We start from the raw sequence: 21,021 nt of genomic DNA, 5'->3' as shown, positions 1-21,021 counted from the left end.
CATGGAATTATGTGCTGAAACCAACGATGCGGCGTTCAATGTCCGATTAGCAGCTTTGGGTCGCGTTCCAGTTTCGATGTCGTTTGAGTTAACCGAGCGCTGCAATTTAAATTGTCAGCATTGTTATATCAACTTGCCGGTTAATCACCAGGCTGCACGCCAACGTGAGCTTTCAACCGACGAATGCAAACGGCTATTCGATGAAATGGCGGCAGCAGGCACGCTCTGGTTGCTGCTGACTGGCGGCGAAATTATGGTGCGGCGCGATTTTGAAGAACTATATCTCTACGCGCGTAACCTTGGCTTTGTGATTTCGATCTACAGCAACGCAACGATGATCACCCGCCAACGCGCCGAATTTTTGAGCCAATACAAGCCCCATTTAGTCGAAGTAACCTTATATGGAGCCACCGCCGAAACCTACGAAACTGTAACCCGCGTGCCTGGCTCGTTTGCCAAGTGTATGCAAGGTTTGGCGCTATTGGCCGAATATGAGATTGATGTGGTGCTCAAAACTGTCTTGCTCAACATCAATTCGCACGAATTTTTGGCAATGAAGGCCGTTGCCGAGCACTATGGCTGGGATTTTCGCTACGATGGCATGATTCACCCACGCTTGAATGGCGACCGTTTTCCCACCACCTTGCGGCTTAGCCCCGAAGAGTTGATCGAAATTGAAAAACTCGATCCACAGCGGGTTGAAGAATGGCAAGATTACTGCAACGGGTTTTTGGGCTACCAAATGAAGGGTGGCGAAAAAACCTTCACCTGTGGTGCAGCCAATAAATCGGGCCATGTCGATGCCTATGGCATGGTCAGCCCGTGTATGATTACCCGTACTCGGGCGGTCGATTGGCGAGCAACCAATTTTATGGAAGTCTGGGATGGCTACTTGGCCGATGTGCGCGAAACCCGTAACACTGAAGCTACTGCCTGCCACTCCTGCGAAATGTCCTTGGTTTGTACCAATTGTCCAGGTTGGTCGGCCTTAGAACGCAATACATTGGAAAATCGCCCAATTGAGTGGGTGTGTGATAGTACGAAGGCGCGAGTTTCTGCTTTTGCCGAAAATGCCGAACGTTGGATCAATAATGCAATTTGTCTAGAGGTTCGCTAACCTCGTACCGGGAGGATGTCTCATGGCACAACAATCATCAAGCCAGCCCGAGCGCAAGCCACGCAAAGCCTATGTTAAACCAACGATTGAAACGGTTGGCTTGCGAATCAAAGAAGATGTGTTGGCGGTTTGTCGCACAACCAGCAGCGCTACATCGGGGGCAAATTGTAAAATTACACCCTGTTTTACCTAAGCGTTATTTTCACTATGGTTATGCTTACAATTGGCGGTTGTCGGCTGGCGCTTGATCTGCCAACTTGGCCAGCAATGGTCGATCAACAATTTCAAACCACCAACCCCACCGCCGATCTCACGATTCTTAGCCGTGCTGCCGCTGACCGCTATCCGCTTGGTCAGCGGCTTTTTCAGGCCGATCAGGTTTGGGCGCTCTGGCAATCTGAGCATGTTCGTAGCATTGTTGGTCACCCGCCAACTCATGCTGAGCCATTGTGGATGCTGCAACAAACTGCTGCCGATACGTGGTTGTTAAGCCATGATTCCAGCATTAGCGCCGCCGAAGTGCTGTTCGATTATCCTGCTTTACAATTAATCTTGATCGAATGGCTGAGTGCCCATCAAGGTGGCTTGTTGCATGCTTGCGGCGTGATCGATGGCGAACAGGGATTGCTCTTGGTTGGCCCGCCAGGCATGGGCAAATCGACCTCAGCTCGCTTATGGCATAGCGCTGGAGCCTGCATTTTGAGCGACGATCGGGTGATTGTGCGTTGGCAAAATGAGCAGCTTTGGGCCTATGGCACGCCTTGGTATAGCAGCGCTGGCTTGATCGCCGCCCAAACTGCTCCAGTTCAGGCAATTTGTTACCTCAGCCACGGCGCAATTAACCAAGTCACCAGTTTGAGTAGCGCTCAGGCCTTGCGTCATTGGTTGCCTGAGCAATTTCTGCCCTTGTGGAATCCCATCGCGCTTGATCAAGCCTTGCAGCTTGCCGATTATGCTACCAGCAAGCTGGACCAATGGTACTTGGCGTTTGTGCCAGATTCTGAGGTAATTAGCTATGTGCGCCAACTACTTGGCTGAACGAGTGCTGAGCGCCGCCGAAGCCTATGATTTGGCCCAAGTGGTGGTGCAAGCTGGTGGACAATTACAACTGCAAGTCGCGGGCCGCAGCATGCATCCCATCTTGCCTGACCAAACCTTAGTAACAATCGCTGGCTTGCCCAAGCGTATTCCACTAGGCAGCGTGGTTTTGACCAAAGTTGGTCAACGGGTGGTCATTCATCGCTTGCTTTGGCGTAAACATCAGCGTTATTTGATTGCTGGCGATGCCTGCCCCTATTTCGATGGCTGGATCGAAGGCTCGGTAATTGTGGCACAGGCTGTTAGTTGGCAAGTTGCTAGTAAATCATTGAGAGTGAATAGTGTTTGGCGTTGGTATCAATGGGTCGTGGCGTGGTTACGTCATGCGCGGCGTTGGTTAATTCAGCATTTGAGGTAAGTATGCTACAACGTTGGTTAATTGGCTGTTTGGTTGTGTCGCTGATGTTGATTCGGCAGCCTGTGCCTGTGGTTGCCCAAATTACCACGGCAACGCTCACGCTACAACGCCACGATCTGCAACTGCATATCAACGTGCAATTACCCAAACCAACATTGCAAACCAATAGCATCAGCATTGATGGTTGGCAAAATGATGCCACGCCTGATCAGCCCGCCTTGCCGCGTTCAACTCATTGGCTGGTTGTGCCAACAGGCTATCAACTCAGGCTAAAATCGATTAATCCCCAACAGCTGCAAAGCTATCATCAACAACTTAGCCTCAATCCTAGCAGTGGTTGGCAGGTTGACCCATTAGCACCAAATAAGGCCGTGGCGCTGAGCGCACCAAGTGCAGCTGTCAAACAAGCCCAATATCCCACCACATGGGCCAGCGTTGGTCAGAGCGTCCAAGTGCGTGAGCAACAACTTGTGCCGCTAAGCATTTTTGGGGCGCAATGGCAACCAAGCAAACAGCAGGTAATTGTACCAAGCTCAATTGAAATACACTTGGAATTTGTGGCAAGTGCCGAGCAACGCAGTTTGCGAGCTGATCCATTTTGGAATGAACTGCTGCGTCAGCAAGTGCTCAATCCTAGCGATCTGCAAAATCCAGCATTACGCCCAGCCTTTGTCACAACTACGCCGTTAACCAATGGGGTGCGGGTTAGTTTTGCCAGCCACGGCATCAGCGAAATTCGTTGGAGCGATTTGCAGGCGGCAGGCGTGCCAAGCCAATGGCTCAATCAATCGGCCAATTTGCAAATTTGGCAAGGGCGTAATCAACTGCCACGGTTGCTCACCGCGACTGGCATGATTTTCTATCTACCGCCATATAATCGCGATCAAAGCCTGCAAGCTAGTGTGATTGTGCGCTGGAATGCGCTGCAAACAGGCAATGTGTTGCTCAGCGAAGCAGTTGATCCGGCCAACCCTAGCCTGAGCTACTACAGCGAAACTTTGCGCTTGGAAGAGCAAAAACTCTATCTAAGCGCCTTTCCAGCCAGCGGCACAAACCGTTGGTGGTGGCAATATTGGTATAGTCCAGGTGCAGGCCAAAGCGCTCAGCCCTTGCAGATTAATTGGAATTTGGATAGTGCCGCCCGTTTCGATCAGCCAGCTCGCTTGCGGTTGCGCTTGCATGGCGGCAAGCTTGGCAATCGTCATCAGGCCGAAATTCGCCTAAATAATCGTTTGCTTACAACCGTCACAATGACTGGTTTTCAATTGCTTGAGCCAACGATTAATCTGCCAAGCGGTTGGCTTAGCTCAACCAACCAACTGACAATTACTCCAATTAGCACCGAGCGCGAAACTAGTTTTCTGGATTGGGTAGAGCTAGATTACCAGCGTCAAGCGCAGGCAGTCGCAGGCCAATTGCAATGGTCAAGCAGCCAAACCAACCAAAGCATCAGCAATATCACCAGCGAAAATCCACTGCTTTTCGATGTGCAAATGCCCTTGACCCCGCGCCGCTTGATTGGCTGGAACTTGCAACAAGGCCAATTAAGCTGGCAAGCGAGTGGCAATCGGCGTTATGTTGTGCAAAGCCAACGCCAAACACCCTTGGGCAGCGTTTGGTTTAGCCAGCCCGATCTGAGCAGCACCAGCCAGCAAGCCGATTATTTGCTGATTACTTATAATCCAGCCAACTCCACGAGCTGGGGTGATGCGCTACAACCATTGATTGCCCAACGCGCCAGCCAAGGTCTCAAACCATTATTGATTGATGTGCAACAGATTTACGATCAATTTGGCGATGGACGGGTTGATCAACAGGCGATCGCCGATTTTATCAAGTATGCCTATCACAATTGGCAAGCACCAGCGCCAAGTTTTGTGGTGTTGGTCGGCGATGGCACAGCTGATCCGCATGATTATGCTGATATTATTGGCCAACCAGTGACCAATTTTATTCCGCCCTATTTGGCTGATGTTGACCCGTGGTTGCGCGAAACAGCCGCCGACAATCGCTATGTGACGGTTGCTGGCAACGATAATTTGCCTGATTTGTTCTTGGGGCGCATTCCAGCCCGTTCGCTGAACGATGTTGAAAACGTCGTTACGAAAATATTGAGCTACGAAGCCACGCCAAACAATGCCGATTGGCTGAATAAGCTGTTGTTTATCGCCGATGATCCAGATGTATCGGGCGATTTTCCGTGGCTTTCGAATGAGGTTGTGGAGATTTTACCACCGACAGTTGATGATCAGCAGCTCTATTACACAGCGAATACCAATCTGACGAATTTTCGGGCAGACATTGTTAATCAGATCAACAGTGGTCAATTTTTGGTCAATTATGTTGGCCATGCGGGCATCGATGTTTGGGCAGATCCGACGATTTTCAACCCGCAATCGGTAGCAAGTTTGAGCAATACCGCCTTGCCGTTAATGCTCTCGTTGAGTTGCTATGCTGGGCATTATCAACAAAACGACCTTGAAGCGTTGGCCGAAATGCTGGTTTTGCAGCCTGAACATGGAGCAGTTGGTATGTGGGCAGCTAGTGGTTTGGGCATCGCCCATGGCCACGATTACCTCAATCGTGGATTTGTAAACTCGATTATTAACGATGGTTGGCGCTTGGTTGGGCCAGCGACAATTCAAGGTAAACTTGATTTAGCCGCCGCTAATATCTCGCCCGATTTGCTCGACACCTTCACCTTTTTTGGCGATCCAGCGCTGCGGTTGCCCTTACCAACGCTCAATAGCTGGCAACCCATGAATGATTATTATGAAGTTTTGCAATATTCGCAGGCCAATCGATTCACCCCGTTAGCGAATGATCAAGTCAATTTTAGCCAAATTATTACCCTTGAACAACCACAGCATGGTCAGGTTTGGCTTGATGCTGATCAACGCAGCGTTCGCTACACGCCTGATCCCGTTTATAATGGGCTTGATTCATTTCGCTATCAGGTGCGCAATTTGAGCCTGAATCAAACCCTCAGTGCGACCGTGACGATTAGCGTAACCGCGATTGCGCCGCAGCTTTACCTACCATTAGCCATCGCAGATTATTAAGAATTTGCTTTACAATAAGCAAGCAAAAGAACGCTTTAATGCGATATGTAGCCTTTTAGTCCTATTGCGCAATTGTAAAGAGAGCTATATAATTTGCGCCATTCTAGGGATGATTGAAGCATATAGAGTACGAGTTTGTAGTGGTACAACCGCCAACCATCGATTCGACACACGACGATTTGGGCTTGCTTCAAGAATTGCTGGCAGCACCACCACCAGTGCGTTCGTCATTGCATCGGCCAGCCCAACTCCGTTCGCTCAAAGAAGAGCGGAAAACTGCACTTCAGGGTTATCGTTTCCGTGGGGTGCTTGACGCTATTTTAGTGCGCTCGGAACGTTTGTTGATTGTTGGGGTAATCATCTTTTTTGGTTATTGGGTGGTCAACATCTACGGACGAGATTGGTGGTATGCCCGTAACAATCCGGCTGCTCCATCAGTGGTTTGGGAGTCACTCGCACCAGGAGCCAGTGCCGCTGAGCTGGATCGAGTGTTGGGCCAACAATTACCAGTGATTGCTCCCGCTATCAGTGCGGCAGCACCCGATTATCTTGTGCCTGCTCAGGCGTTTATCTTGCCAACAGCATCACCAACCCCAACGCCTGATCCCATGAGCTTGATTCCCAAACGGATTATCGTGCCAACAATGGAGCTTGATAGTCCAGTGCGTGAAGTATTTTTGCGCGATGGTATTTGGGAAGTTGCCGATTATGCAGTGGGTTATCATCATGGCACGGCCTTACCAGGCAAAGGCAATAGCGTTTTTGCTGGGCACGCAGGTATTCGCGGTAGTGTTTTCGCCCGCCTGAATGAACTTCAGATTGGTCAAGATATCTACGTCGAAACTGCCGATACCCGTTATCATTATCAAGTCCAAACAATTCAACAAGTTTGGCCAAACCAAGTCGAAGTTATGTATCCGACCGAGCAAGCAATTATTACAATGATCACATGTACTGCGTGGGATACCCAACGGTTGGTGGTCAAAGCTCGGCTGATTGATCAGGCAGCGCTCTCCTCTTAATTGCGGAGGCAATAGATCGAGGGGTTTCGCATGAAATCTTTTTTTCGTCGGCAACGCCCGACATCCCTCCGCGAACGAGGTAAAGGCAAAGTTCGCTGGACAATCTGGGAGTTAACAGCGCTGGTTGTTAGCATCATTATGATGGCAACCCCATTGTTAGCCGCGATTAGCAGTGCTATTTTTCCATTTAATGCTCAGGCGCAAACCACGCCTCGGCCAACATCAATTCCTACGCCAATAACACCGCTGCCAGCAACTGCAACCCAGACCTACCCGGTGCCAACGGAAACACCGCTTGCCACACCGTGTCCAACGTTCGAGCCAACCAGCACACCAACCGAAACTGCCACAACCTATCCTACACCGGGCACTCCTGGTACACCAACCGATACGCCCAGCGTGACCGATACGCCAAGTGTGACCGACACGCCAAGTGTGACTGACACCCCTGGTACACCAACCGACACGCCAAGTGTGACCGATACGCCAAGTGTAACTGACACCCCTGGCGTACCAACTGACACGCCCAGCGTGACTGATACGCCAAGTGCCCCAACATCAACCACGGTTGTTACACCTACATCAACCAGCGTTGTAAGCCCAACTATACCCCGTGGCGGAATGGGAAGCAGCACACGTTTGCAACGACCTTTGGCTCAAACGCCAGATCCATGTGCAACGCCGCCAACAATTGTGCTTCCGCCAACTGATACGATTCCACCTGAGGAAACTCCAACTGGCACGATCACTGGCTCAATCACCCTGACTCCAGATACTCCAACGGTTGATCCGTGTGTGATTGCAAGTTGTACGCCAGTTGCAACCGTCCCAACTGATATTGCAACAGCGACTGAAACCACCTTGCCCGCCGATGAACCGATTGCTGTGGCCAAGAGTAGTTCCCGTTCGCTGCTTCAGCCCGGAGAGATATTTAGTTATATCATTACGGTGAGTTTCCAAGATAATGGTGATGGGCAAACGTCACGCTCAGTTACGATTAGTGATCCATTGCCCAGCCAAGTAACTTTTATCGCAGTGCAACAGCTTGGTTCAGCTACCTGTGTTGGTGGCACAACTGTCAACTGTAATGGCACAGTGAGCGCTGGCAACCCAATCGTGGTTACAATCCAGGTTCAGGTTAATGCTAGCGTGGCCTTGGGCACAAATATCGTAAATACGGTCAGTGCCTCGGCTGCCAATCGCACATTGCAAGCAAGTGATACCGTGATTGTGCCAGATACCTTGCCAACAATCACAATTGGCACGGCTGGCCCAAGCTTTACGCCAATTATTGTGACAAATACACCTGGCGGTGGTTCAACCGTAACTCCTGGTGGTGGTTCGACTGTTACACCAGGCGGCAACTCAACCGTAACCCCAATCATCGTAACCAATACGCCAGGCGGTGGTTCAACCGTAACACCAATTATCATTACTAACACACCTGGTGGGTCAACCAGCGTGCCTGTTACAACTGGCCCAAGCAACACGCCTCGGCCAAATCAGCCGAGCAACACGCCTCGGCCAAACCAACCAACTAACACGCCTCGGCCAAACCAGCCGAGCAACACGCCACAACCAAATCAGCCAAGCAACACGCCACGGCCTGATATCACGCCAGTGCCTGCGACCAATGTGCCAGTTGCCACGGTTGTTCCACCAAGCAACCCAACTGCCACGCCACGCCCAGGCGCACCAGTGCCTTCAGCAACTCAACGCCCAGGCGGTGGTTCAAATCCAAGTGCTACGCCACGGCCTGGTGCACCAGTGCCTTCGGCCACCAATGCACCAGCTAGTAACCCACCAACCAATGCACCTGCTCCAGCTACGGCAACGCCAACCAATCCAGCTGGCTTCGTCACTGATCCAATCGTGACTGGCTTGCAGTTCCAAAAGAAGAGTGATTGGGGCAGCCGCTTTGCAGGCGAAAGTTTGATTTACACAATCACGATCATCAGCCCAACCAATTCGTTGAATGCTGGTACGATGCGTGATGTGGTGGTCGTTGATCAATTGCCAAGCAACTTGGAAACCAATGGCCCAATCAAGGTCAGCGACCAAAATGCGCGGGTTGAACAACAAGGCAACCAAATTATCGTGCGGGTCGGTGTCTTGCCAGCAGGCCAAACCTTAACGATCATGATTCCAGTCAAGATCAAAGATGGAGTGGCTGCCCAGACCCGGATCGTCAACCAAGCCCAGTTGAACTTCACTGGCTTAGCTCAGCCAATCTACTCGAATATTTCGAGTGTGTTGGTGGTTGGCGAAGCGCCAGCAGTCAGCGCCACAGCGGTTCCTAAGGGTAATGTTGGCGGCGGTGCTGCAACTGCCAACCCAGCCACCGTCACGCCAAATACGGGCATTGGTGGCGGCCAAGGTAGTGGCGATGGTACTGGAGCAACCGATGTTGGAACAATCAACCCAGCTACCAACATGGGCATTCCATCAGCAGGCTTTGTGCTCTTTGCCCTGACGATGGTGGTTCACGTTGTCCGGGTTCGCCGCGAAATGACGCGGATCTAACCCACCATCTCAACCAAACAAAAAAACCCCGCTCAAACGAGCGGGGTTTTGGTTTTAGCTTATTTAATTAATACTTGGCGATCATGTTCAAATTGCCAATCGCTGAGCGCTTCTAACTCAACTTCTAAGCGCGGATGCAACGGGTCAATCCGTTTGACCAAATGAATATCAACAACCCGATTGTCATTGATCCCAAGGCTGGTACAAATACTATCTTGGGTAATTTTGAGGCCGCCATCAAGATCGCGACGCAGCGGCGTTTCAAAATAAAAATCGAGGAACAGCGCAATATAGCCTTGATGGGCTAGCGCGAGGAATTGCTCGGAGATCGTATCGCGTTGTTGCAACATAGCCAGATGGCGTTTGACTTGACGTTTGAAGACTTGAGCTTCGCGACTGAGCACACGGCGATTGCCAACTGACACATATTGGCTGTTGATTGATGGTGGTAATGGCAAACTAAATTGAACAACCACATGCCCCTCCAAACAACATCAAGCGCAAATACCATCCTAGTATAGCACATGCTTGTCAAACATTTGTGTTATTTAATTAAAAATTTGATTAAATAGCCTAAAAAGCTTTGACTTATCGCCCAGATTATGCTATAGTTGGCAAGCCAACACCCTAACGCTGATGAGGTCGCGTTTAGGGCTTTGTTGTGTTTTGATGTCCTTTTTTGGAAGGAGCCTCCTATCAGAGACAAGCTACGAATCAATAATCGGATTCGCGTGCGTGAAGTGCGTCTGATCGACGAAAACGGGACCCAAGTTGGGATCATCACCACCCGTGATGCGCTCGACATGGCACATGACCGCGATCTCGACTTAGTTGAGGTTGCCCCGAATGCTAGCCCGCCGGTTTGCCGCCTTATGGATTACGGCAAGTACCGCTACGAGCAAACCAAGAAAGAACGCGAAGCCCGCAAGAATCAAAAACAGGTCGAACTGAAAGAGATTCGCATGCAGCCGCGCACCGACACCCATGACTTGCAGGTAAAGGTGAACAATGCTCGCCGTTTCCTCGAAGAAGGGCACAAAGTGAAGTTCTCGGTACGTTTCCGTGGGCGCGAAATCACTCACCCTGAAATTGGCCGCGAAATGCTTGAGCAAATTGCCGAGGATTTACGCGATCACGGGGTGCTTGAGCAAAAACCCACGCTCGAAGGTCGGGCCTATTCGTTGATCATGGCCCCATCACCAAGCAAAACGCAGCCTGCGAAACGTAGCGATAAACCGGCTCCACCATTATCATCATTAGGAGATATTGATTTCGATGCCGAAGATGAAAACCAACAAGCAGGCTAAACGCCGCTTTAAAATCACTGGCACCGGTAAGATTATGCGCACCAAGGGTGGCAAAAGCCACTTCCGCCGCCGCAAATCAACCCGTGTCAAGCAGGCTCTCGATAAGATGTTCCCAGTGAGCCCATCAGACGTGAAGCGTCTGCAACGCTCATTGCCTTACGGCCTGAAGTAGTTCGCCCGTCGGAAAATTGGTGCTGGTTGGTAGCGGGATCAGGGTTATAAGCTTTGCAATGCTCCTGTACCGTCTCACCAGCATTTTGTATCTACTCTTTCTGGAGGTATCTCGATGGCACGTATCAAACGTGGCATTATGACGCACAAGCGTCACAAGAAGCTTTTGAAGCAAGCCAAGGGTTTCCGTGGCAGTCGTTCCCACAACTATAAGACCGCTCACGAAGCAGTAATGAAGGCGCTTTCATACGCTTTCCGCGACCGCCGCAACCGCAAACGCGATTTCCGCCGCTTGTGGATCGTGCGGATCAACGCTGCTGCTCGCTTGAACGGCGTAAGCTATAGCAATTTGATCAATGGCTTGAACAAGGCTGGGATCGTGATCGATCGCCGCCAATTGGCCGACTTGGCTGTACGCGATGCTGCCGCTTTCACGGCAATTGTCGCTCAAGCCAAGCAAGCGTTGGCCTAGTTCAAGGCACGGTGCTGCGTTGATCGACCTCATTACCAGCACTGCTAATCATCACGTTAAATACCTGCGTTCGTTGTTGCGTTCCCGCAAGGATCGTCACAGCGAGCGCAGGTTTGTTGTTGAAGGGGTGCGTTTGGTTGGCGATGCGCTCAATTTCGCCCAACCAAGTTTGTTGCTTTATGTGCCTGAGCAGTTGGCTAGCACTGAACGCGGCCAACAATTGCTCGATCAAATTACTCAATTGCCCAATGCTTTTGCAACAACCCCAGCAATTTTGGCTGGCCTCAGCGATGTTGAAACCCCCCAAGGCATCATCGCGGTTGTACCAATGCCTCAATTCATCAGCCAATCAGCCTCATTAATCTTGATGCTCGATGGCGTGCAAGATCCTGGCAATGTTGGCACATTGTTACGCTCAGCCGAAGCTGCTGGCGTTGGACAAGTGTTATGTTTGCAGGGCACTGCCGATGTGTGGAGTCCCAAAGTTGTGCGTTCAGGCATGGGCGTGCATTTTCGGCTACCAATCGTCGATGGCTTGCAGTGGGAGGCCGCATTACCCATGATTGAGCACTGCCAACAACGCTTCGCGGCGGTGCAGGATTCAACCTTGGCCTATGATCAGGCTGATTTGACCCAACCAACCGTGTTGATTATTGGTAATGAAGCTAACGGCGTTTCAGCTACTACTCTCAGCTATGCCAGCACCCTCACCATCCCTATGCTTGGCTCACTCGAATCGTTGAATGCTGCGGTTGCAGGCAGCGTGCTATTGTTCGAGGCCGCCCGCCAACGCCGGAAAATTATAAAGGATGAGGGATGAAAGTAATCCCCTAATTGCAGGTTTTTAGCCACAGATTAGCACAGATTTATTTAATTTTTCTGCTATGTCTACAGTCTAGCATCTCATATTCTCTGTGCCTCTGCGTTAAAAACTCGATTCTGAATCCTCAAACCTGCATGTTCTTCGTGGTTAAATGCCGCTCCTCATTCTTCACCCAAGATGCTGTTCGATCAAAGCCCACAACTCAGCCACATGCCCAAGCATTCCGTGATCCCAACTGGGCGTATGCAAGCGAACATACTCACGCGGCTGAGCAAACCGCTGGCTTTGGGTGTGGCTCACGCTCTCATCTTCAGTGCCATGCACAATCAAAATTGGCATGTTACGCGAGAAATTATCGCTATTGTAGGCCTCAGCATCTTCAATTAAGCCATAATGAACCGCTCGTAGCGCGTTATCACGATAATTATAAAATTCTAGCCAGCCCGCAGTTTGCCATTGGTTGATCGTTGCCTCGCCTAGCATCAAGCGCCGATTTTGGGCGAAATAGAGCGCCGGAGCCAATAAAACCAAGCGTTCGATTTGCGGAATAGTTGCGGCAGCATGCAAGGCCACTAAGCCACCCAAACTCGAACCAAGCAAATACCAAGGCTCATCCGACATGCTAATTAGTTGTTGCAAATAGGTAATTTGAGCACTGATAGTTAAGCGTTTAAACGATGGTCGGTTCAAATCGGGGATGATTAATTCGTGGCCTTGGGCCGCAAATTGTTGGGCAAACCAGCGTGCCTTTTGCGAACTAGGCCCAGAAGCGAAGCCATGGCAATAGAGATAGCGCATCCTATGTCCTCAGAATTTCAAGCAATAGGCCAATTGTAAACGATGCGGGGAATACTACCGAACAGTTGTATAATGATTATACGATCCGTCGCACGACGCGGCGACAACCGTAGCTTGGAATCAAGGAAGGGCTAACCATGTTCAGTGATTCGCCCCACGAGGAATGCGGCGTTTTTGGGATTTACGCTCCCAGCGAAGATGTAGCACGCATCACATTTTTCAGTTTATACGCTTTGCAGCACCGTGGTCAGGAAAGCGCAGGGATTGCGGTTTCCGATGGCAAGACCATCAATACTCACAAAGAAATGGGCTTGGTATCGCAGATTTTCGATGAGCGTTCGTTGCGCCATCTCAAAGGTCATATTGCGATTGGCCATACCCGCTATTCAACCACTGGTTCATCACAAGTAATCAATGCCCAACCATTTACAATGCACACGTTGCTTGGCCCACTGGCAGTTGGCCACAACGGCAACCTGACCAATGCTGCCTCGCTGCGCCGTCAATTGATGGAACGTGGTGTCGGTTTAATGACATCTTCTGATAGTGAAGTAGCAACGATGCTGCTCGCTGGCCTTGAGGGGAATACTTGGTCACAGCGCATCGATGCCTTTACCAATTGTGTCGAAGGTGCTTATTGTCTGACAGTCTTGACCCGCGATGCGCTCTACGCCGTGCGCGACCCTTGGGGTTTGCGGCCATTATGCCTTGGGCGTTTTGGCGATGCCGGCTGGGTCGTGGCCTCGGAATCATGCGCCTTTGATACAATTGGCGCTGAATTTATCCGCGAGATTGATCCTGGCGAGGTGGTGCAGATCGATCGTGATGGCCCACGCACGATTGCCAAACACCCTGCGCAGCAACAAGCCTTTTGTTTATTTGAATATATTTACTTCTCGCGCCCCGATAGCTATCTGCAAGGTCAATTAATCCATGAAGTGCGCATGCGCTTAGGCCATGAGTTGGCGCGTGAAGCTCCAGCTGATGCCGATTTAGTAATCGGTGTGCCCGATTCGGCCTTGCCAGCAGCCTTGGGCTTTTCGCAGGCTAGCGGTGTTCCCTATGGCGATGGCTTGATCAAAAATCGTTATATTGGCCGCACCTTTATTCAGCCCGATCAACGTTTGCGTCAGCAAGGCGTTGCGCTCAAGCTCAATCCATTGCCAAATGTGCTCAATGGCAAGCGGGTGATTTTAATTGATGACACGATTGTACGCGGCACAACCAGCGGACCAATTATCAAGCTTTTGCGCAAAGCAGGGGCTACCGAAGTGCATATGCGGGTGTCTGCACCACCAATTCGTCACCCATGTTTTATGGGCGTTGATATGGCTACTCAGCCCGAACTAATTGCCTTCAACAAAACTGAGGCCGAGATTTGCGAAACGATCGGGGCTGATTCGTTGGCGTACCTTTCGATGGAAGGGCTACTGCGAGCAACCCGCCGCGATCCTAATGGCTTCTGTGGGGCATGTTTCAGTGGCAAGTATCCATTTCCAATTCACGAAGCTGGCAAGGAAATTTTCGAGTTAACCAGCGTCTAGTCCAAATTCATTTGGCACAACCAATGGCCCATGGCACAACCAATGCACCATGGGCCATTACAATTTTAGATTTCTAGTTTGGCGCGGGCAATCCCACCGCGGCCACCTTGGATGGTCAATTCAATCACACCAGGATTCGGCACATGCACCACCCACTCAACTTTGGTACGATCAGTGGTTGAGCCATTGCTAAAGCCAAAGAACGAAACTCGCCCTGAACGACCTTCAAGATCGCCAATCGTCGTTTTGGCTTGACCAAGCTTGAGGCTTGCACCTTCAGGCAAGTTGAGCAAGGCTTCGAGTGGCAAGGTAGCTTTACGTTCGCGGCCTTTTTGCGAGCCATAGCTTGGCAAATAACCCTCATTCTGCACCACTGCTTGCAGCCGATAAACATTATCGCCCAAGCTTTCAAGTTCAAAGCTGCTAATTGTGGTGAATGGGGCAATCGCGGCATGGGCTAGGGCAAATTGGGTCACAGGCGCAATTGTTTCGAGCAATTTGGCTGGCGGCGGGTTACGGAAGGCGTACATGGGATGCCAGCCGCCAATTTCAACTGGGCCAAGCTGAGGATGTTCGAAGGCTGTCCAATCGTAGAAGCACAAACCTTCGCCATGCTGATCGACCCATTGCATAATTTTAAGATCATCTTCTTCGGGATGTTCTTTGAACCACTCGATAAATTTGCGATCTTTAATTCCCGCTGAACCAACTAAATCCCAAAATTCGACTGTCCAAGCGAACATGCCCAAGTGATCGTAGACCCAATCATCAAACACCCCAGTAATCACATCTTTGGGGTGGTAACGGAAATCGTGGTAGACCGAAACGCTGGGCCAGCCAGTTAACTCGGTTCCATGCTTACCCAAAGCCTTAAACACATCGAGATCATGCAAATTCATCTGATCATCGGCGCGGTCGCCATATGGTCGTAGCAGCACGCCCGAATAGGTGTGATAGGTCAGGCCACTATGAATTTCGGGGTGATCGACGATAAATTGCACCACAGCACGGATTTCTGGCTCAGAGGTTGGGTAGGGGCCAGCACCATATTGTTCGGCTTCGGGCCGCCAATCGACCGGAAAGTTGCGGTTGATATCTAAGCCTTCGACGGCGCGGCTCAGCTTGATATTGACCCCATCGTAATTTTGAATCAAGCCTTCGGGCAAAATTCGATAGTAGGTGCCGCCAATTTCATGGGGCTTGCGTTTGACCATCACCCGTGGATCATGCTCGGAAACCCGCCAATCGCCGTTGGGATCGACCAAGCGCATCTGCAAAATAATCCCATCGGCGTTGATATCTTCTTGATACAAGCCATCAATGCGTTCAGCATAGGGATAAGGCCGCACGCTCGACCGCACCACATAGGGCGTGGTTAAGGCCCGTTCAGCGCCATCGGGGTTGAAGCGTGGCAAAATGTAGAAGGTTGTGCGATCAAGCAAACGGGTGCATTCAGGATCGTTGTCATAACCCTTGAGCAGCGTATCGATCAAATGCAAGCCAGCCATTGCGCCAGTTACTTCGCTGGCATGAATATTGGCATCAACCCAAAAGCCGGGCTTTTCGCGTGGCCCACCAGTTGCAGCATTGGTAACCGTCGCTAACCACAAATCACGGCCTTCATAACTTTTACCGATCGATTGCAAACTGATCAAATCGGGATATTCGGCGGCAAAGCCTTCTAGCGCTTCCACCAACTCAGCGAAACGATAATAGCGCGTGTAATCAATCTCTGGCATAGCCACTCCATTGCTAACTCTATGCATGATATTGCATATTATGCATTATTGCCCTACCAAGATGCAAGCCCAAATTTAGATTCAATCAATATTTGGATACTTGAATTAGAAAAAAGCCCATGGAGAGTTGATCTCCATGGACTATATCTGAGATAAGTATGATTAAAACTCACAACAAATTAGCGTTTAGAAGCTGCCGCTTGGACCAGACCAGCTAGAAGTCCAGATCAGACCATCATAACCAGTAACAGTGCCCATTCCACCAGTTCCATATGTTGTACCTACTATACGTGGAACTTGCACTTCGACGTAACAAAAGTTTGTATTGTAACAAATTTTTGTTTTGTGAACATGATTTGATCCATATGATATATAACCATAAACTTCAATTTTTGAAACGTTTCCTTGGCATTCAACTTTAGTAATACCTTGAACTCTATTTGTAGAGGTAATTAAACCTGGACGGATTGATGTTCCTTGACAATTAGGGGTAGCAGCGCTCGCAGATTGAGGTGTAGTTGCTTGATGAAAGAGGCTTGCACCGATGAGTAATGCACAAAGCAATATTCTTCACATATAAAATCCTTCCTACTCAACTTATCTCAGACTTGCTTATTCTAATTATATTGAATTAGCTTGTCAATGTAATACTAATTAATGGTAGATGAGAGTCTATTATTTAAAATCTAATAAATATATTTTATAATATTTGATACAATATTATTCCTAATCATAATTTACTCCATACTTAGTTTTTATTAAAACAAAAATACCTACTATTTCACTAGATTAATTACTAATCCGAAATAGTAGGTATTTTAACAATAAACCAATTTAGGCAGTTGCTGGAGTTTCGCTGCGCTTGCGCAAATTCGAGCCAAGCCCGCCGCCGAGGAACAACCCCCAGAGCAAGCCCAAGCTCATGGCATGCACAAACACAACCCCACGTACTTCGTCGTCCCAGCGTGGCAAGAACACAATCACGAAGAACTGGATAACCGGAATAACCATCAAGGCTACGCCCAAGCGCACAAAGCCTTGAGCCACAGGTTGACCGCGCAAGTGATTGCTAAATCCAGTCACAATCCAAGCGATAAAGAAGAAGATTGTGGCAGTCACGATGGGCAACAGCACCAAAATATCGCCAATCGCAATGCTGACCACTTTGGTTGATGCCGGAATGGTAGCAGCAAGTGCTTGGGTGCCAAAGGTCAAGCCAAAGAACACCGCTACCATCACACCTATGGTAACCACAAAGGCGATCAAGCCACCACGAGCAGCCTTGCCCCACAAGGCGATGGTATTGGCCAATACGGCATAACCGATTGAGCAAGCCCAAAGCAAGTAGTACATAATATCTTTTTTAATTTGCAATCCGGTGGCAAGATCGCCAGCCATATACGGGCCACTGCTAGTCGTCCAGATTGCTCCAAAGATGGTGTAGATCAAGGCAAATGGCACGAAGATGACCAGATCAAGCATGCTCACGCCTATGTTATTCAACCATTTTTTCACTGAATGGCCTCCTTAGAAGGCTTTTAGGCTGGCGACAGCATGCCATCGCCAGCTCATGCTTTAACGAGTCAATGTCTTCAAGTAGGCGATGACTTCGAGAATCTTATCATCACTTAGGATTTGGCCTTGTGGTGGCATAGCACCATACGAAGCGCCATCTTGGGGATCTGGGCCAACGCCTGGGCCACCACCACCATTTTTGATCCAATCTAAGACGTTTGCGTCATCGACTGGATTGCCGTTGGGTAGAGTTGTACCAAAGGCCTTGGTGCCGCTTTCGCCGAACAAGCCAGCTAAGCCAGGGCCAGCCCCGCTTGCATCGGTTTTGCTATGGCAGCTAATACAGTAGGTATTGAAGGTTTGCTTACCAGCTTCCGCCAATGGATCATCCAACGGTGGTTCATTGGGAGTAGCGGTTGGTGGCAAACCAGCTTCAGTTGTAGCCGACCATGATTTAGCCGACTCAAGGGCTGCTGGGGTTATAGCACCACCTTGCATCGACATCACATATGCGGCGATCGCCTTGATTTGGTCATCGCGCATGCCTTGCAATTTCCATGCGGGCATGGCTGTGCCAGTTTTGCCATAGGAAATAATTGCTTCAACATAGTTGCGTAACGACCCGTATTTTTTCTGAATGCCGTTTTCGCGAGTAAAAGCTTCGGTGCCTGGGCCTAAGCGCCCTTGCAAATCGGACAGAGTTGAGGCACCTCTATTGCCTGGGCCTTGGCCTTCGCCAGCCAAGCCGTGGCAGGTGGCACAATATTGTTCGTAGTTACGCTGCCCGAACTCCAATTGCAAAGCATCTTGGCGCAAATTGGTGGCTGCCAACCGATCGTTGGTTTGGCCAAACCAGATAAAGCCAAGCAAAGCAACTGTTGCGAGGGTAAACAGCAGCGAAACTGCAATGTTTTTCGTCATAGGACGTGTTTCCTTATTCGACACGGCCCAAGCACAAACTTAGGCCGTGGATAAAAAACTTAGTTTCGTGGTTCTGTATCGCCAACGTGAACAACCCCATTGCGGTTCAGGAACTTATATTGGGTATAACGGCTCTTTTCAGGGGTTTCTACCAAATTACCTTCGGCATCATAGCCCGCCGTCGTCCATTCCATATCCAAGGTTACACGTTTTTGCAGAAGCCCATCGACTGCTGTTGAAAATTCGGCAGCATCGGTTTTTTGTTGATAGAGCCATGGCTCAATCGTCAAGGTTACCGTTGGGCGAACAAACAACACGTCATATTCAGCCCATTTTTGCACATCGTGCTTGAGTTCGAGCAACATTTCTTTGAAGACAGGCGAGAGTGCTTCTGGCAATGGCCCTTCGGCTACCCCAAACTCACCTTCTTTGAAGTCACCAACTGCTGCATCGTAATAGACTTTATAGACAAATTTTTCTTGAGGCACTTGGTCGAATGGCACTTCCATCACGCGACCTTCGCCTTCAACTGGCACATATGACACGGCCAATTCGTTCGAACCAACTTTTTGAATCCCGAAGGCGGGCAAACCACCATACGAAACCACAATAAAGACGATCAACGAAACGATTCCGCCAGCAACCGCAAATTTGCGATCTTTGAAGCGGCGTGAAGGGTTGCGGTCGATGTATGGCAAGAGGAACAATGCGCCGAAAATGATCCCAGCGATGCCCAAACCCCAAACGATCTTATCACCAAGCTTCAACATCCCTTGCAACCAGAAGAAGTACCATGGTGCTTGGGTGTGTTGCGGGGTTTCCAAAGCGTTGGCGTGATTTTCCAGCTTGGCATCCCAGAAGAAGTTGTTGATAAAGATAAAGGCAAAGGTCAACACCACAATCACTGCCAACTCAAAGAACACTTGATCAGGCAAGAAGGGGATTTTGCGCTTGGTTGGTTTTTTATTTTCAAACAATTCGTGAATTGGCGAGATTTCTTGCTTGCGCACTGCATAATAGTGAATACTGATGAAAATAATCGTCAGCATTGGCAACATAAAGATGTGAAGCAAGTAGAAGCGCAAGAGTGCGCCCGCGCCAATTTCAGCGCCACCACGGAGCAAGCGGCCAATTGCCGGCCCGACTCCAGGTGCAGCATCGGCCATCGACGAACCAATCGTCACCGCCCAGAACGCCAATTGGTCCCATGGCAAGAGATAGCCAGAGAACGACAACAATAGCGTCATAAAGAGCAGGATCATCCCCGTAAACCAGATAAACTGGCGCGGAGCTTTATACGAGGCCGTAAAGTAGGTTCGCAGCATGTGTAAAATCACCACTGCAACCATAAAGTGCGCCCCTAAGCGGTGAACATTCCGCATCAGGCCGCCGAGCGGCACATCGTTCATAATCTGGGTCATGGTGGCGTAAGCTTCGTTGGGCGATGGCGAGTAATAGATCATCAAAACGAGACCAGTAATCGCCTCAAGCACAAAGAAGAAAAACGACATCCAGCCAAGCCCCATGGTGTAGTACCATGCGGTGGCTTCTTCAGATAACGAACGTGGGCGAATGTGATACCAAAAACTATTTGAGTGCACCCGCATCCGTGGGTTTGGGCGTGGTGCTGGCTCACCACGGAGCGTTTCGCGCCACTCTCGTGCCCCCATTGAAGGGAAGAACGAGCGGCTAACCTCGGTTAGCCAGCCACCGAAGCCCTTGCGCTTGCTTTCAGGCGATACAGCCATACGGAAACTCCTTCGTGACTGGGCAAACTAGCCGTGAGTTAGACCCGTCTTCTTTTTCCCAGTGTCTACAACCAATGCGCCATCTTCGATAGTAATCGGAAACTGATCAAGGTTTCGCGGCGCAGGACCAAGCACGAAATGACTGTTACGTTCAAACGTCGAGCCATGACATGGGCAGATAAAGCGATTTTGTGATGTTTGGAAAGGAATCAAACAGCCTAAGTGGGTACATACTTGATAGATTGCAATCAAATAGCCACCATCACTGGTCTCGACCCCAACGTTATTATCGTTGGTTGCGACGATCCCGTTTTCAGTTTCACCTTTGGCTTTATCGACCTTAACAATGAAAAATTTACCAGTAGAGTTTAATTCTGGGGCTTCTTCGAGCGAGTAGCTTTCGCCGCTACGAGCCAGGGTAAATTTACCGCCAAACTGGCCTTTTTTAATCCGTGGGTAGGCAAATCCACCTGGAATCCACCCGCCGCCACCAGTTAATGCTTGAACTAATTCGTCGTCTTTGTTGGGCGAAATCATTGTGCCCAGCCCAAGCGCAGTTAACACTGCCAATGAGCCAGCCGTCGCATAAGCCATAAATTCGCGCCGATTGAGCCCTAGCCGCTCGCCAACCGGCTTGCCAACTTTGGTACGGGTCACAGAGCTAACACCTGCTTTAGCAGTCACTGCCTCTGCTTCGGCCTGCGAGACGATCCGCCGCCCTCCAGATTGTTTCGGGTTTTCAGCCATTATTAGGTTCTCCTAGCCGCCTTGGTTGTCGTTTGGATATCGTGGCAATGTCAAAA

General features: G+C 49.9%; 19 protein-coding genes. 12 read left to right on the top strand and 7 right to left on the bottom strand.

Features of this window, described 5'->3' with window-relative positions:
• The first annotated feature begins 1 nt into the window (after window position 1).
• The 7 genes from ABEB26_RS03460 to ABEB26_RS03430 all read left to right on the top strand — a co-directional run bounded on the left by ABEB26_RS03460 (window position 2) and on the right by ABEB26_RS03430 (window position 9,180).
• Window positions 2–1,117, top strand: a complete 1,116-nt coding sequence (locus ABEB26_RS03460) for a radical SAM protein (RefSeq protein WP_345720549.1) — start codon at window positions 2–4, stop codon at window positions 1,115–1,117.
• Between the two features lie 22 nt (window positions 1,118–1,139).
• The gene (locus ABEB26_RS03455; protein WP_345720548.1) at window positions 1,140–1,310 is read left to right on the top strand and encodes a hypothetical protein; all 171 of its coding nucleotides are present in this window, start codon (window positions 1,140–1,142) and stop codon (window positions 1,308–1,310) included.
• 14 nt (window positions 1,311–1,324) lie between these two features.
• On the top strand, window positions 1,325–2,155 hold the full coding sequence (locus ABEB26_RS03450) for a hypothetical protein (protein ID WP_345720547.1): 831 nt from the start codon (window positions 1,325–1,327) through the stop codon (window positions 2,153–2,155).
• Window positions 2,133–2,573, top strand: a complete 441-nt coding sequence (locus ABEB26_RS03445; RefSeq protein ID WP_345720546.1) for a hypothetical protein — start codon at window positions 2,133–2,135, stop codon at window positions 2,571–2,573. The genes ABEB26_RS03450 and ABEB26_RS03445 overlap by 23 nt, the downstream gene beginning before the upstream one ends.
• Window positions 2,574–2,575: 2 nt before the next feature.
• Window positions 2,576–5,635, top strand: a complete 3,060-nt coding sequence (locus ABEB26_RS03440; protein WP_345720545.1) for a C25 family cysteine peptidase — start codon at window positions 2,576–2,578, stop codon at window positions 5,633–5,635.
• A 140-nt stretch (window positions 5,636–5,775) separates the two neighbouring features.
• Complete coding sequence (locus tag ABEB26_RS03435; RefSeq protein WP_345720544.1) at window positions 5,776–6,657, top strand: sortase; 882 nt, start codon at window positions 5,776–5,778, stop codon at window positions 6,655–6,657.
• A gap of 30 nt (window positions 6,658–6,687) precedes the next feature.
• Window positions 6,688–9,180 carry an isopeptide-forming domain-containing fimbrial protein gene (locus ABEB26_RS03430; protein WP_345720543.1) on the top strand — a complete coding sequence of 831 codons (2,493 nt, stop codon included), beginning with the start codon at window positions 6,688–6,690 and terminating at the stop codon, window positions 9,178–9,180.
• Between the two features lie 59 nt (window positions 9,181–9,239).
• Here the strand turns inward: ABEB26_RS03430 and ABEB26_RS03425 are convergent, their stop codons facing one another.
• Complete coding sequence (locus ABEB26_RS03425) at window positions 9,240–9,656, bottom strand: RusA family crossover junction endodeoxyribonuclease (RefSeq protein WP_345720542.1); 417 nt, start codon at window positions 9,654–9,656, stop codon at window positions 9,240–9,242.
• A 255-nt stretch (window positions 9,657–9,911) separates the two neighbouring features.
• On the opposite strand from ABEB26_RS03425, the gene infC reads away from it, so the two are divergent.
• The 4 genes from infC to ABEB26_RS03405 all read left to right on the top strand — a co-directional run bounded on the left by infC (window position 9,912) and on the right by ABEB26_RS03405 (window position 11,950).
• Entirely contained in the window at window positions 9,912–10,487 is a 576-nt protein-coding gene (infC, locus tag ABEB26_RS03420; RefSeq protein ID WP_486348290.1) for a translation initiation factor IF-3, read from the top strand.
• On the top strand, window positions 10,456–10,659 hold the full coding sequence (rpmI, locus tag ABEB26_RS03415; protein ID WP_054535718.1) for a 50S ribosomal protein L35: 204 nt from the start codon (window positions 10,456–10,458) through the stop codon (window positions 10,657–10,659). The genes infC and rpmI overlap by 32 nt, the downstream gene beginning before the upstream one ends.
• A gap of 114 nt (window positions 10,660–10,773) precedes the next feature.
• Entirely contained in the window at window positions 10,774–11,130 is a 357-nt protein-coding gene (gene rplT / locus ABEB26_RS03410; RefSeq protein WP_345720540.1) for a 50S ribosomal protein L20, read from the top strand.
• Window positions 11,131–11,149: 19 nt separating this feature from the next.
• Entirely contained in the window at window positions 11,150–11,950 is an 801-nt protein-coding gene (locus tag ABEB26_RS03405; protein ID WP_345720539.1) for a TrmH family RNA methyltransferase, read from the top strand.
• A gap of 171 nt (window positions 11,951–12,121) precedes the next feature.
• Here ABEB26_RS03405 and ABEB26_RS03400 read toward each other — a convergent pair whose 3' ends face one another.
• On the bottom strand, window positions 12,122–12,751 hold the full coding sequence (locus ABEB26_RS03400; protein ID WP_345720538.1) for a YqiA/YcfP family alpha/beta fold hydrolase: 630 nt from the start codon (window positions 12,749–12,751) through the stop codon (window positions 12,122–12,124).
• 137 nt (window positions 12,752–12,888) lie between these two features.
• Here ABEB26_RS03400 and purF point away from each other — a divergent pair, with 137 nt between their 5' ends.
• Window positions 12,889–14,295, top strand: coding sequence for an amidophosphoribosyltransferase (purF, locus tag ABEB26_RS03395; RefSeq protein WP_345720536.1), 1,407 nt, complete (start codon window positions 12,889–12,891; stop codon window positions 14,293–14,295).
• A gap of 65 nt (window positions 14,296–14,360) precedes the next feature.
• Here the strand turns inward: purF and ABEB26_RS03390 are convergent, their stop codons facing one another.
• The 5 genes from ABEB26_RS03390 to ABEB26_RS03370 all read right to left on the bottom strand — a co-directional run bounded on the left by ABEB26_RS03390 (window position 14,361) and on the right by ABEB26_RS03370 (window position 20,965).
• Window positions 14,361–16,034 (bottom strand): M14 family metallopeptidase, encoded by a 1,674-nt coding sequence (locus ABEB26_RS03390; RefSeq protein WP_345720535.1) that lies wholly within the window; start codon window positions 16,032–16,034, stop codon window positions 14,361–14,363.
• Window positions 16,035–16,868: 834 nt separating this feature from the next.
• Window positions 16,869–17,549, bottom strand: coding sequence for a hypothetical protein (locus ABEB26_RS03385; protein WP_345720534.1), 681 nt, complete (start codon window positions 17,547–17,549; stop codon window positions 16,869–16,871).
• A gap of 60 nt (window positions 17,550–17,609) precedes the next feature.
• A complete protein-coding gene (locus tag ABEB26_RS03380; protein WP_345720533.1) occupies window positions 17,610–18,470 on the bottom strand; it encodes a cytochrome c in 861 nt (286 codons plus the stop codon).
• Between the two features lie 59 nt (window positions 18,471–18,529).
• Window positions 18,530–20,218: a cytochrome b gene (locus tag ABEB26_RS03375; RefSeq protein WP_345720532.1), complete on the bottom strand. Its 1,689-nt coding sequence runs from the start codon at window positions 20,216–20,218 to the stop codon at window positions 18,530–18,532.
• A 27-nt stretch (window positions 20,219–20,245) separates the two neighbouring features.
• Window positions 20,246–20,965, bottom strand: coding sequence for a Rieske (2Fe-2S) protein (locus tag ABEB26_RS03370; RefSeq protein ID WP_345720531.1), 720 nt, complete (start codon window positions 20,963–20,965; stop codon window positions 20,246–20,248).
• Window positions 20,966–21,021: the final 56 nt, after the last annotated feature.

Origin of the sequence: Herpetosiphon gulosus, assembly GCF_039545135.1 — a bacterium.
Lineage (GTDB): Bacteria > Chloroflexota > Chloroflexia > Chloroflexales > Herpetosiphonaceae > Herpetosiphon > Herpetosiphon gulosus.
This window is presented reverse-complemented; position numbering and strand designations above follow the sequence as displayed.